14 protein-coding genes are annotated in these 12673 nt (G+C 70.0%); 3 read left to right on the forward strand and 11 right to left on the reverse strand.

The features are described from left to right. The first annotated feature begins 88 nt into the window (after positions 1-88). A complete protein-coding gene (locus RAB70_RS03795) occupies positions 89-490 on the forward strand; it encodes a DUF2628 domain-containing protein (protein WP_148827376.1) in 402 nt (133 codons plus the stop codon). Between the two features lie 45 nt (positions 491-535). On the opposite strand, the gene RAB70_RS03800 is transcribed toward RAB70_RS03795, so the two are convergent. The 6 genes from RAB70_RS03800 to RAB70_RS03825 all read right to left on the reverse strand — a co-directional run bounded on the left by RAB70_RS03800 (position 536) and on the right by RAB70_RS03825 (position 5897). Continuing rightward, positions 536-1261: a DUF6882 domain-containing protein gene (locus RAB70_RS03800; RefSeq protein WP_148827374.1), complete on the reverse strand. Its 726-nt coding sequence runs from the start codon at positions 1259-1261 to the stop codon at positions 536-538. Next, a complete protein-coding gene (locus RAB70_RS03805; protein WP_148827373.1) occupies positions 1258-2703 on the reverse strand; it encodes an amino acid permease in 1446 nt (481 codons plus the stop codon). Before RAB70_RS03805 ends, RAB70_RS03800 begins: the two co-directional genes overlap by 4 nt. A gap of 285 nt (positions 2704-2988) precedes the next feature. Further along, positions 2989-3606, reverse strand: a complete 618-nt coding sequence (locus RAB70_RS03810; RefSeq protein ID WP_148827371.1) for a response regulator transcription factor — start codon at positions 3604-3606, stop codon at positions 2989-2991. Further along, positions 3603-4673, reverse strand: coding sequence for a sensor histidine kinase (locus RAB70_RS03815; protein WP_148827369.1), 1071 nt, complete (start codon positions 4671-4673; stop codon positions 3603-3605). Before RAB70_RS03815 ends, RAB70_RS03810 begins: the two co-directional genes overlap by 4 nt. Positions 4674-4715: 42 nt before the next feature. Then, entirely contained in the window at positions 4716-5444 is a 729-nt protein-coding gene (locus tag RAB70_RS03820; RefSeq protein ID WP_148827367.1) for an MgtC/SapB family protein, read from the reverse strand. Between the two features lie 126 nt (positions 5445-5570). Beyond that, positions 5571-5897 carry a hypothetical protein gene (locus RAB70_RS03825; RefSeq protein WP_148827365.1) on the reverse strand — a complete coding sequence of 109 codons (327 nt, stop codon included), beginning with the start codon at positions 5895-5897 and terminating at the stop codon, positions 5571-5573. A gap of 381 nt (positions 5898-6278) precedes the next feature. On the opposite strand from RAB70_RS03825, the gene rmuC reads away from it, so the two are divergent. Next, the gene (rmuC, locus tag RAB70_RS03830; RefSeq protein WP_148827363.1) at positions 6279-7868 is read left to right on the forward strand and encodes a DNA recombination protein RmuC; all 1590 of its coding nucleotides are present in this window, start codon (positions 6279-6281) and stop codon (positions 7866-7868) included. A gap of 531 nt (positions 7869-8399) precedes the next feature. After that, positions 8400-8942, forward strand: coding sequence for a glutathione peroxidase (locus RAB70_RS03835; RefSeq protein ID WP_148827361.1), 543 nt, complete (start codon positions 8400-8402; stop codon positions 8940-8942). 133 nt (positions 8943-9075) lie between these two features. On the opposite strand, the gene RAB70_RS03840 is transcribed toward RAB70_RS03835, so the two are convergent. The 5 genes from RAB70_RS03840 to mlaD form a co-directional block, all read right to left on the reverse strand. Beyond that, a complete protein-coding gene (locus tag RAB70_RS03840; protein ID WP_148827358.1) occupies positions 9076-9270 on the reverse strand; it encodes a hypothetical protein in 195 nt (64 codons plus the stop codon). A gap of 797 nt (positions 9271-10067) precedes the next feature. Further along, on the reverse strand, positions 10068-11156 hold the full coding sequence (locus RAB70_RS03845) for a VacJ family lipoprotein (RefSeq protein WP_148829781.1): 1089 nt from the start codon (positions 11154-11156) through the stop codon (positions 10068-10070). 3 nt (positions 11157-11159) lie between these two features. Beyond that, positions 11160-11477 (reverse strand): lipid asymmetry maintenance protein MlaB, encoded by a 318-nt coding sequence (locus RAB70_RS03850; RefSeq protein ID WP_043093981.1) that lies wholly within the window; start codon positions 11475-11477, stop codon positions 11160-11162. Then, positions 11467-12135, reverse strand: coding sequence for a phospholipid-binding protein MlaC (locus tag RAB70_RS03855; RefSeq protein WP_017909943.1), 669 nt, complete (start codon positions 12133-12135; stop codon positions 11467-11469). The genes RAB70_RS03850 and RAB70_RS03855 overlap by 11 nt, the downstream gene beginning before the upstream one ends. Then, positions 12132-12671 (reverse strand): outer membrane lipid asymmetry maintenance protein MlaD, encoded by a 540-nt coding sequence (mlaD, locus tag RAB70_RS03860; protein ID WP_017909944.1) that lies wholly within the window; start codon positions 12669-12671, stop codon positions 12132-12134. The genes RAB70_RS03855 and mlaD overlap by 4 nt, the downstream gene beginning before the upstream one ends. Between the last annotated feature and the right edge of the window lie 2 nt (positions 12672-12673).

Here is a 12673-nt window from a genome sequence, read left to right on the forward strand (position 1 = left end):
ACCAAACTGGTGCGGGAGCCGCGCCCATTTGGCGCGCGCTGCCCCGTTCAGGTAGACTGAAAACGTTTACAACACGGATTCTAACGCCATGGAAACCCCCAATCTCCCGCAACGTGCGCCGCTCAGCCCGAAGTGGCAGTTCCGCTTCGACTTCTTCGACCGTTACGGTGCCCCGTCCACGCCCGAGTACAAGGCCGCGTTCAAGGCACTGCCGTTCATGGAACGGTTGAAGATCAACATGAACTTCTTCGCCCTGTTCTTCGGCTTCATCTACTTCTTCATCCTCGGCATGTGGCGCAAGGCGCTGGGGCTGATCGGCATCTGGCTGGCGCTGGCTGTGGTCGCGGCGTTCCTCCCCGAGGCGATCGGCCGCGGCCTGGGCATCGCCTACTCGCTGCTGGTCGGCATGGCCGCCAACTACGCCTACTACCTGGACCAGCGCAAGGGCAGCGTCAGCTGGAACCCGTTCGAAGGCGTGCGTTGGTGGTAAGCGTCGGGCACGGCGGCGCGCAGGTGCGACACGCCGCCCCCGCGCTCAGCGCTTGCGCTTCCAGAACTGCCAGGCCGGTGCCGGCTTCGGCGTGACCGCCGCGGCCTGCGCCGGGGCCAGCTGGCCCTGAATGCCGGTCAGCCGCGCCTGCGCATCGAATGCCAGGACGATGCGGGTGTTGCCGCGCGTCGCCACGGTCTGCGCGGCGTCGCGCTGCAGGGCATAGCCCTGATCGGCCAGGAAGCCGTCGGTCATGGCCCGGTGGTCGAGTTCGAACTGCATCGGCAATTCGCCGAGCAGGCGCAGCACGCGGGCGTCGTCGCACGGCGCGAAGACCGCGGCCGGTACGTCCTCGAGCAGGAAGAACAGCGCGCCGCCGTCGTACGGCGCGCGGTAGTAGCAGCGCCCGCGCAGGGCACCGGCGAGCAGGGCGATCTGGTGGCCGCCGTCCTCGCCCAGCGCCGAAGACGGCGCGGCCAGTTCGGCGATGCCCTCGCGCTCGCCGTGCGCACGTAGCGCATTGGCATCGGCCAGCAGGGCCGGTGGCAGGTTGCTGGCGGTGTTGGCCCAGGCCCACAGCCAGCTGGCGCTGGCTTCTGCGGCGGTGCCCAGCAATTGAATCGGGAACTGCAGGTCCTCGCCGAAGTACACCTGGCCCGCGCCCAGGTCCACGCGCCAGTCGCGTCCGTCCAGCACGTCCGCCAGCGCCAACTGCCGGGCGTAGGCGTTGCCGATGTGCCGTGCCAGCGCTGCCTGGAACGCCGGGCTCATCGCGGCGTCTGCGGCGCGCGCTGCAGCAGGCTGTTGCGGCGGCCGTACAGCAGGTAGGCGAGCACGCCCAGCGCGTTCCACAGCCCGAACCAGATCTGCGTGGTATGCGGCAGGCTCCAGAACAGGTACAGGCAGCCACCGATCGCCAGCGGCCCGACCACCCATGCCAGTGGCGTGCGGAAGGTGCGGGCGCGGCCGGGTTCGCGGCGGCGCAGGACCAGCATGCACGCGGCCACGGCGATGAAGGCGGCCAGGGTGCCGGCATTGGCCAGCGCGGCGATCTCGTCCAGCCTCGCCACGCCGGCCAGCGCCGCCACCAGCACCGCGGTGAACAGCGTGGTCGCCACTGGCGTGCCGGTACGCGCGTTGACCTTGGACAGCCCGCGCGGCAGCAGGCCGTCGCGCGACATCACGAAGAAGATCCGGCTCTGTCCGTACAGGAACGCCAGCAGCACGGTGGGCAGCGCGATCACCGCGACCACGCCGATCGCCGCCGCCGCCTTGCCGTGGCCGAGTTCGCGCAGGATCAGCGCCAGCGGCTCGGCGCTGGCGCCGAACACGTCGTAGCGCATCGCGCCGACCGCGGCCAGCGCCACCAGGATGTAGATCAGGGTGCAGCCGATCATCGAGCCGACGATGCCGATCGCCAGGTCGCGCTTGGGGTTCTTGGTTTCCTCGGCGGCGGTGGAGATCGCATCGAAGCCGTAGAAGGCGAAGAAGATGATCGCCGCCGCCGCCATGACCCCGTGCGCGACGCCGTCGGCGCCGACCGTCTTGGGGAAACCGTAGGGCATGAACGGGTGCAGATTGGCGCTCTGGAACGCCGGCAGCGCCACCGCCACGAAGATGCCCAGGGCGATCAGCTTCAGCACCACCAGCACCGCGTTGAGCGTGGCGCTCTCCTTGGTGCCGGCCATCAGCAGGCCGGCCACGGCGAAGGTGATCAGCACCGCCGGCAGGTTGACGATGCCGCCGGCATGCGGCCCCGCGGTCAGCGCCGCCGGCAGGTTCAGGTCCATGCCGGTCTGCGCACTGGCCCAGTGCAGGAAGCCGACGAAGTAGCCGGACCAGCCCACCGCCACCGTGCTGACCACCAGCGAGTACTCCAGGATCAGGCTCCAGCCCACCACCCAGGCGATCGCTTCGCCCAGCGCGACGTAACTGTAGGTGTAGGCGCTGCCGGCGGCCGGCATCATCGTCGCCATCTCCGCATAGGCCAGCGCGGCGCAGGCGCAGATCGCCCCGGCCACCGCGAACGACACCAGCACCGCCGGCCCGGCCAGCTGCGCGCCGACGCCGATCAAGGTGTAGATGCCGGTGCCGACGATCGCGCCGATGCCCAGCGCCACCAGATGCGGCCAGCTCAGCGAGGGCACCAGCCGGCGGCCGGCCTCGTGGACGGTGACCAGGTCGAGCGACTTGCGCCGGAACAGGAACGACATGCGGGCCTCGGGGTGCGGAAGTGACAAGCCCGGCAGTGTCGCCGAATGCGGTGCAGCAAAGCTATGCCTGCGGCGCGGTATGGCACGGCGCTTGTGGAGGTCGATGCGAAGCGCAAGTCCGGCCTTATCGAGCGGAGACCGCTCGCTCTCTGTCTCGTAGCAGCGGCGTCAGCCGCGACGGACGTCATCGGGAAAGCCCGTCGCGGCTGAAGCCGCTTCTACGGAATACCGGTGCGTCAGGACCTGTTCCGCCGCGCCCGGCAATCGTGGGTTCTCGCAACCGACCTACCGCCCCAGCCGCTCCGCCAGCCGCACCAGCTCGGCCAGCGAACCGACCTCCAGCTTGCGCATCGCATTGCCGCGGCGCACCTTCACCGTGATCTCGCTGAGCTGCAGCCGCGCCGCCACCTGCTTGTTCAACAGGCCCTGCACCACCAGCTCCACCACCTCGCGTTCGCCGGCGCTGAGCCGCGCCCAGCGCGCCTGCAGTTCCGCCTGCGCCGCATCGGCGGCGCGGCGCGCGCGGTCGCGGGCGATGCCCTGGCCGATCGCGTCGAGCAGGTCCTGGTCGCGGAACGGCTTGGTCAGGAACTCGATCGCGCCGTTCTTCATCGCTTCCACGCTCATAGGGATGTCGCCGTGGCCGGTGATGAAGATGGTCGGCAGCGCCAGCCCGGCCTCGTGCATGTTGCGGTGGAAATCCATGCCGCTCTGCCCGGGCATGCGGATGTCCAGCACCAGGCAGCTCGGCGCGTCGGCGCGCGGATGCGCCAGGAAGTCGCGGGTCGAGGCGAAGGCGTGCACCTGAAGGTCCACCGAGGCGAACAGGTCTTCCAGCGCGGCGCGGATCGAGGCGTCGTCGTCGATCAGGTACACCACCGGGCGTACGGTCGCGTCATTCATGGCGTGGCTCCACCGGCGGTGGGCAGGCACACGCAGAACACCGCGCCGCGCGGCCGCCCGGGTTCGGCCCAGATGCGCCCGCCGCCGGCCTCGACGATGCTGCGGCTGATGCTCAGGCCGATGCCGATGCCGCCCTGCTTGGTGGTCCAGAACGCATCGAACAGATGCGCCTGTGCCTGCGCGGACAGGCCTTCGCCGCTGTCGGCCACGCTCAGCCGCACCGAACGCGCGTCCTCGCGCTCGGTGACGATGCGCAGCGCACGCTGCGCCGGCGGCGTGGCGGCCATCGCCTCGATCGCGTTGAGCAGCAGGTTGCCGATCACCTGCTGGATCTGCACCGGGTCGGCCGACACCGGCGGCAGCAGCGCCGACAGTTCGGTGTGCACGCTGACCGCGCTGCGTTCCAGTTCGCCCTGCGACAGCGCCAGTACCTCGGCCACCGCGGCGTTGAGGTCGAAGGCGCGCTGCTGCGGCGCCTCGCCCCGGGTCAGGCTGCGCACCCGCGCGATCACCTCGCCGGCACGCTCGGCGTCGGCGAGGATGCGCGCCAGCGCCGCGCGCGCCTTGTCCAGGTTCGGCGGCTGCTGGTCGAGCCAGCGCTGGCAGGCGTTGCCGCTGGTGACGATGGCCGCCAGCGGCTGGTTGACCTCGTGCGCGATCGACGCGGTCAGGCTGCCCAGGCTGCGCACCCGCGCCAGCCGCAGCAACTGCGCCTGCGCCGCGTGCGCGGCGGCCTTGGCGCGCTCCATGCGCACCGCGATGGAGGCGGTGACCGCCACCACCACGATGCTGATCGCCGAGTTGATCACGCCGACGTGGTAGGCGCCGGCGTGGGTGAGATGGAAGCTGAGCACGACCAGCACCACGCAGATGCCCGCCAGCACGCCCAGCCCGGCCGGCGCCAGCAAGCGCACCGCGCCGAGGATCGCCACGGTGTAGAACAGCGCCGCCGCCACCGCATAGTCGGTGACCGTGTCGGCGACGAAGATCGCACCCAGCGCCAGGCCCAGCGCGGCGAGGCCGAGCAGGCGGCGGTGCGGCGGCAGCGGCTTGAACCAAGCGATCATCGGCGGTGTGGCGTGGGGGTGACGGGGATGGGCATGGCTGGCTCAGGCTTCGGCGCCGGCGTTCCAGAACGCCTGTTGTACACCCGGTTCGCCCTCCAGGCGCTGCACCACCGCATCCAGTTCCTCGGCACGCACCGCGGTGGCATACAGGGTGGCGGCGATCTCCACGTCCTTCTGCCCGAACGGATGCTGCTCGACCTCGCGCGCCGGGTAGTGCGCCTCCTCCAGCAGTTCGATCAGCCGCTCGCGCACCTCGCCGTGCACCTCGCGCGCGCAGATCGCATAGAACATGTAGGTGGCTTCCAGCGAGGACTCCTTCAGCGGATGCCGGTTGATCCGGTTCACCATCGGCCGCAGCAGGGTATTGCTGAGCAGCACGAACATGGCCGCCAGCACCGCCTCGGCGACCAGCCCGGCACCGGCGCAGGCGCCGACCGCGCCCGACCCCCACAACGTCGCCGCGGTGTTGAGCCCGGTGACGTTGGCGCCTTCCTTCATGATCGCGCCGGCGCCGAGGAAGCCGATGCCCGAGACCACGTAGGCCACCACCTGCACCGCGCCCTGGGTGCCGCCGTGGATCTCGAACAGGCGGTCGCCGAGCGAGACGAAGATCGCCGCGCCGACCGCGACCAGGGTGTTGGTGCGCAGCCCGGCGGTGCGCTGGCGCACCTGGCGTTCGAAGCCGATGATCGCGCCGAGCACGAAGGCGGCGGTGAGGCTCACCAGGGTGTCGAGCAGCGAGCCGAGATTGAACAGACGCAGTGCTTCCATCAGGGCGCGTTCCGGTAGGTGAGGGGAGCGAGCATGGCGGCTCCGGGGAAGGTAGTGGGCGGGGACGGGGGCCGATGATGCCGCGGCGAGATGGCAGCGCGCATCGTGGCGACGGACAGATGCGGCTCAGCGCACCCCGGGCCACCACGCCAGCGCGGCATGCAGCCAGTGCGCGGCCGGGGCGTTCGCCCCGGCGTCGTGCAGGCGCCGCTGCGCCGCATGCGGCAAGCGCGCGCGGACCCGGATGCGGTCGGCGACGGACAGCAGCGACAGCGCATCGGCCATCACCCGCGGCGACTGCGCGGACAGGGCCAGGGCGAAGGCGCGGGCGCCGTGGGCGGCGAGCAGATGGCGCAGCGCCTCGGTACGGCGCATGGCGACCGCGGCGCGCAGTGCGCGCTGCAGGCCGCGCTGCAGGCGGAACCGGCGGGAGAACAGCGAGAACAGGAACATGACGACCTCCTTGCGGCGCGTGGCCGGAGGACGTCGCAGCGTGTGCGCGGCGTGCGTCTTCCGGCTCAGCGCCGGGCAGCGACCAGGCGAGGGGAACGGCGGGGGAATGCGGCGCTGATGCCGCGTCGATGCGGATCGGGGTCCATGCTCGCCTCCGGTATCAGGGGAACGGATCGCGCGGAGCGCGATGGTCTGGCGCGGTCGGATGCCGCGGTACCGCCCACTGGCCGGGCCAGGAGCGGGTGGCGCAAAGCTTGGCATGCGGCCCAGGCGTGCACCAGCCTGCATGAGGCCATGACGGCGATACCAAGGTATATCCGGTCTGGTCCGCCTGCCGGCGCGTGGCGCAGCGATTGAGACGCGGCCGGCTACACTGGCCGCATGCAGAACGATGCCCATTTCCTGATCCTCGCCGGCCTGTTGTGTGCCGTCATCGCCCTGTTGCTGGCCGTGTTGCTGCGGCGGGGCAACCACGCCGCGCTGGAGGCGGCCCTGCGCGAGGAGCAACGCAGCGGTCGCGGCGAACTGCGTGAGCAGCTCGACAGCCTGGCGCGGCAGCAGGACGCACGCAGCGAAGGCTTCGCCCGCCACCTGGCGGATCTGTCCACCCGCACCGACCAGCGCCTGGACCTGCTGCGCGAGGCGCTGACCGAGGACGCGCGGCGCGGCAGGGCCGAGGCCGGCGCCGCGCAACAGCGCATGGCCGAGCTGCTGAGCCAGCGCCTGGTCGAAATCCGCGGCCAGCTCGACGCCTTCGGCCAGCAGCAGGACGCGCGCATGGCCCAGTTCGGCCAGCAGCAGGCCGAGCTGATCGCGCGCATCGACGCGCAGTTGGGCGCGTTGCGCGAGGCCTTGCTCGAGGACGCGCGCAAGGGCCGCCAGGAAGGCGCGGACGCGCAGCAGCGCTTCGCCGACACGCTCGGCCAGCGCCTGGGCGATCTGGTCCAGCGCAACGAGCAGCGGATGGGCGAGATGCGCGGCACCCTGGAGGAGCGGCTGAAGGAACTGCAGGCCGACAACGCGGCCAAGCTCGAGCAGATGCGCGGCACCGTCGACGAGAAGCTGCAGACCACCCTCAACACGCGCCTGGATGCCTCGTTCAAGCTGGTCTCCGAGCGGCTCGAGCAGGTCCAGCGCGGCCTGGGCGAGATGCAGCAGCTGGCCACCGGCGTCGGCGACCTCAAGCGCGTGCTGAGCAACGTCAAGAACCGCGGCGGCTGGGGCGAGGTGCAGCTGGAGAACATCCTCGAGCAGACCCTGACCCAAGAGCAGTACGCGCGCGGCGTGCGGGTGCGCCCGGAGCGCAACGAGATGGTCGATTTCGCGGTGCGCCTGCCCGGCCGCGGCCACGAGGACACGCCAGTGTGGCTGCCGATCGACGCCAAGTTCCCGCGCGAAGACTACGAGCGCCTGCTCGACGCGCAGGAGCAGGGCGATCCGGAGCTGGTGCAGGCGACCGGCGCGCAGCTGGAGCGCGCGATCCGGGTGCAAGCCAAGTCGATCGGCGACAAGTACATCGCCCCGCCGCACACCACCGACTTCGCGGTGATGTTCCTGCCCACCGAGGGCCTGTACGCCGAGACCCTGCGCCGCCCCGGCCTGGCCGACCTGCTGCAGCGCGAGCACCGCATCGTCGTCGCCGGGCCGACCACGATCACCGCCCTGCTCAACAGCCTGCAGATGGGCTTCCGTACCCTGGCCATCGAGAAACGCTCCAGCGAGGTGTGGGGTGTGCTGGCGGCGGTGAAGAGCGAGTTCGGCAAGTTCGCCGGCATCCTGGAAAAGGCCGAGAAGCAGATCAGCACCGTCGGCAAGAGCCTGGGCGAGGCCAGCCGCAAGACCCGCACCATCGAACGCCGCCTGCGCGGTGTCGAGACTCTGGCCGACGCGCAGGCCGCGCCGCTGCTGGAACTATCGCTGCCGCTGGAGGATGCCGAAGCGGACGAGGCGGCAGGCGACGACCGGGAGTGAGGGCTTGCGGTGCCCGCGGCGGCGGTGCGGCGAGTTGGGATGGCAGGGCGCTGTGGCGGTTACGTCGACGCGAGATGGCGTGCGACCAGCACGCGCCATGTTGGATGCAGCGACGCGACCTGAACGGGCCAGCGCGGCCGCTTCGTACGCGTGCGCTGTACAGATGGCGCAGCATGCGGGTGTCCTGGTCTTGCCTGCAGTGTCGATGCGATTCGACATCGCGGATGCGCTGTCGTCTCCAGGCCGCTCGCCTGCTCGCCCGCTGGCCGATACGCGCGCTGCCGATCACGACGAGAGGCACATGTGTAGCGGCGGCTCTTGTTCCTTCTGCGGCAGTCGCGAGCAGGTGTTGTGGACACGGCCGTCGCGGCTGAAGCCGCTCCTGTGGGATCACATGATCCGCAGCAAAAGCGGGTGTTACGAGCCTGCACAGGCTAGCTGTCGGTGCGCTGAGTCACGCGGTCACGGCACTGCGCATGCTGCGCCGGCAGCGACTATGCTGGCGCTCCCTTTCGATCGAGGTAATGCCCCATGTCCGAGTCGCTGACCGCCATTCCGCTGACCCGCATCGATGGCCAGCCGGCCACCCTCGCCGCGTTCGAGGGCAAGGTGTTGCTGATCGTCAACGTCGCCTCCAAGTGCGGCCTCACCGCGCAGTACGCGGGCCTGGAAGCGCTGTACCGCGAGAAGCAGGCCGCCGGCCTGGAAGTGCTCGGTTTCCCGGCCAACGACTTCAAGGGCCAGGAGCCGGGCAGCGAGGCGGAGATCCAGCAGTTCTGCCAGCTCACCTACGACGTGACCTTCCCGATGTTCGCCAAGATCGCGGTCACCGGCGAGGACACCCATCCGCTGTACCGCGCGCTGATCGCCGCGCAGCCGCAGACCGAGGGCGAGGGCCCGATGCGCGAGAAGCTTGCCGGCTACGGCATCGAGCCGAATCCGGCGCCGGGCGTGCTGTGGAATTTCGAGAAGTTCCTGGTCGGCCGGGACGGCCAGGTCCGCGCGCGCTTCGCTCCGGACGTTACCGCCGAGGATCCGCGCCTGCGCGCGGCGATCGACGCGGCGCTGGCGTAACGGCGCGCTGCGCCATCTGGCTGTGCTTGGACGAGCTGAAGGTGTGTTGCGGCGTCTAGGTAGTTGGTGAACGAGCCGGAGAGGTGATCGATGTCCTCGTTGTCCGGCGTCGCTTGTTGCGGCTGAACCGCTCCTACGCAAGGCGTGCAGCATCGAAACCGTTGCCGTTGCCGTTGCCGTTGCCGTTGCTGTTGCTGTTGCTTTGGCTGTTGCTTGGCATTAGCTGTTGCTTGGCTTTGGCTTTGGCTGTTGCCCTGGCTTTTGATTTACCGGGTTCCCTTCCGAAGCGGCGGCCATCGCGGGGAAACACCCGAAGGGCGGCGTACATGGATGTACGCCGTCCGCGGCAGGGCAGGGCTCGCCGGAAAAAGGCGAAGCACTGCTTCGCCCCGGCGGGCGGGCTGGCGCCGTGAGGCGACTGCCCCGGACTTGGCTGCGAAGCAGCCAAGCCCCTTCCGCGGATCCCCGGGCTGGACGCGGACCCGGAGCGCGCAGCGCGGAGGGCGCGAGGCAGGGCGCGCTTTCTTTTGGTTACCTTTTCTTTGCGCGAGCAAAGAAAAGTAACTCGCCCGCAAGGGCGAAAGCTTTGCTTCTGCTGTTGTCGTTGATGTGGTTGCTTCGTTTGGAAGCTTGAAAGCAACAGCAAAGGCTTTCGCCTTGCGGCGAGTCACTTTTCTTTGCTTGTGCAAAGAAAAGTAACCAAAAGAAAGCACACCCCGCAGCGCGCCCTCCGCGCTTCGCGCTCCAGGTTCGCAGCCACGACGGGGATTCGCGGAAGGGGCATCCTGCCCCTGCCGCGAACGGCGCACGTCCCTGTGCGCCGCCCTTCGGGTTTTTCCCCGCCGTGGCTGCCGCGCCGAGGGGACCCCGGTACATCAACAGCCAAAGCAACAGCAACAGCCAAAGCAACAGCAACAGCAACAGCCAAAGCAAGAGCAAGAGCAAGAGCAAGAGCAAGAGCGAAGCGACGGCACGTCGACGTCCGCTGCGGATACGGCATCACCCGCTGCAACCCAACAGCCATTCCACTCTGCGCTGCTACTACTGTGCGCGATGGCAAAAAAGTTCAGGCACAAAAAACCCGGCCGAAGCCGGGGTTTTCTGTGCTGCCTAAGTGCAGGCGACTCAGCGACCGCCGCGCCACTCCGGGACCGGCATCGCATCCACCGGCACCGTCGGATTGGTTTCTTCCTCGCGCAGATAGGCCGGCAGATCGTCGTCCTGACGCTTGTGCCCGCGCATGTCGCTCTCGATCTGATAGTTGCGGCGCTGCAGCCACGCATCGCGGGTCAGCTGGTACTCGTCCGGCGCCTGGTCGCGCAGACTGTCCAGCGACAGCAACTGCGCGCGCGTGTCGACCAACTGCAGGCCCTGCAGACCGATGCGCACCCGGTCTTCCTCGATCTGCTGCAGTGGCGACAGCGGCGCGTCGCCGACCAGGCCGAACGCATCGCGCACCGTGCGCGGGCCGAACAACGGCAGTTCCAGGTAACGCGAGCGGCGCCAGCCCCACACACCCAGGGTCTGGCCGAAGTCCTCGCTGCGTCGCGGCAGGTTGGCGTCGGTGGCCGGGTCGAAGATGCCGCCGATGCCCAGCGTGCTGTTGATCAGGAACCGGCTCAGGGTCTGCCCCGCCTGCAGCGGACGGCCCTGCAGCAGCTGGTTGACCATGGTCAGCGGCGAACTGAGGTTGTCGAAGAAGTTGGTCACGCCCAACCGCACCGGCCGCGGCACCACGTTGACGTAGGCGCGTGCCAGCGGCCGCGCCACGCCGCGGTCGACCACGTTGTTGAAGGCATGCACCTTGCGGTTGAACTTCTCCCACGGATCGTAGCTCTGCGGTGCAGGCACGCCCTCCGGCAGGGTCGGATCGGCGACCGGGTTGTACGGGTCGCCACCGTACAGCGCGGCGTAGTCGTCCTCGGCCGAGGTCGGCGTGCCGTTGGCCGCCCCGGCGCTCGGGGCAGCACTCGCCGGCGGCATCGCCGCAGGCGCGCTTGCCGGTGCCGGCGCGGCGCCGGTGTCCATGCCGGTGGCGCTGTTCGCGGTCGCCAGCGCGGCGTGCGCATCGGGAGCCGCGGCGCTGTCGCCGGCGGCCGGCGCGGTCTGTGCCACCGGCGGCGGCGGCGGTGGCGGCGTGCGCTTGGGCGCGCCAGCGCAGGCGCCCAGGGCGGCGGCCAGGGTCAGGGAGGTAAGGATACGCAGCACGTTCATGTGTCAGCTCGCCGCAGGGGGAGAGTGGAAGTCCAGGGTCGAGGCCAGCCGGTAGGCGGCGCTCAGGTCGGTCAGGCCGGCCGGGGCGCCATGGATGGCGACCTCGGCCTGGCCCTGGGCACGCAGGCGCGCGGCAAGTTCGGCGAGCAGCGCCAGGCCGGCGCTGTCCACCCGCGAGACGGCCTGCAGGTCCAGCGCGCGTGCGCCCGGCAGCGCGCGCAGCGCTGCCGGCCACAGCGCGGTGGCCGCCGCACGGTCGAGCACGCCGCTCAGCGCGAGCGTGTCGCCGTCGCGGCGCAGCTGCGGCGCATCACTTGCCACTGTTGCCCGCCGGTGCCGCCTGCAGCGTGCCGTTGCGCAGCTCGGCCGCAACCTCGGGGATCGACTTGTTGCGCAGCGGGGTGTCGAACTGGTTGCGGAAGGTCTGCACGTAGGACACGCCCTCGACCATCACGTCGAAGATCTTCCAGCCCGCGCCGGTGTTGCGCAGCAGGTAGTCCACCGGCACCGGGTCGCCGCCGCTGCGCAGCAGCTCGGTGGAGACCTTGACGCCGCGGCCGCCGGGCAGCGGGGTTTCCGACTTCACCCGCACCTGCGGCTTGCCTTCGAAGGTCAGCAGCGAGGTGCCGTAGCGCTGCATCAGGTTGTCGGCCATCGCGTCGCCGAACAGCTTGACGTCGGCGTCGGAGGCGCCGCGGCCGTGCACGCCCAGCACCAGGCGGGCGGCGTAGTCGCGGTCGAAGGACTTGTTCATCTCGCTGTCGATGAACTGGCGCAGCGCGGTCGGGTTGCTCTTGAACTCGCTGCGGCGCTGTTCCAGCGTGGTCAGGATGCGCGTGCTGTTCTCCAGCACCACCTTGCTGGCCGAACCGGCCTGGGTGGCGGCGGCGGCCGGCGCGGCGGCCTGGGCCAGGGCGGCGGAAGGCGCGGCCACGGCCAGCGCGGCGGCGAGAGCGGCGGAAAGCAGTTTGATCGTCATGGCTTGGGTTCCGTTGCGGGCGTGGTGGGGTCGGCAGAGGGTGCGGCAGCGGGTGTTGCGTTCTTGTCGCCGCCGGCGCTGCCGCCGCCGAACATGTACTTGCCGACCAGCTGGATCAGGTCCACCGCCGGCTGGGTGAAGGCGATTTCCTGGCCGGGCTTGAGCGTGTCGGGGTCGCCGCCGGGCTGCAGGCCGACATAGCTCTCGCCCAGCAGGCCACTGGTCAGGATCGCCGCCGAAGTGTCGGCCGGCAGGTCCTTGTACTTGTCGTCGATGGACAGGGTCACCACCGAGTCGAACTTGGTCGGGTCCAGGTCGATCTTGGCGACCTGGCCGATGATGACGCCGCCGATCTTCACCGGCGCCTGCGCACGCAGCTGGCCGATCTGCGAGAAGCGCGCGACCAGGTCGTAGCGGTGGCCGCCGAAGCCCCACTGGCGGTTGGTGGAAGCCAGCGCCAGCACCAGCAGCGAGGCCAGGCCCAGCAGCAGGAAGGCGCCGACGGCGAACTCGAGACGGGGACCACGGAGAGCCATAA

Source organism: Xanthomonas sontii, assembly GCF_040529055.1.
Lineage (GTDB): Bacteria > Pseudomonadota > Gammaproteobacteria > Xanthomonadales > Xanthomonadaceae > Xanthomonas_A > Xanthomonas_A sontii.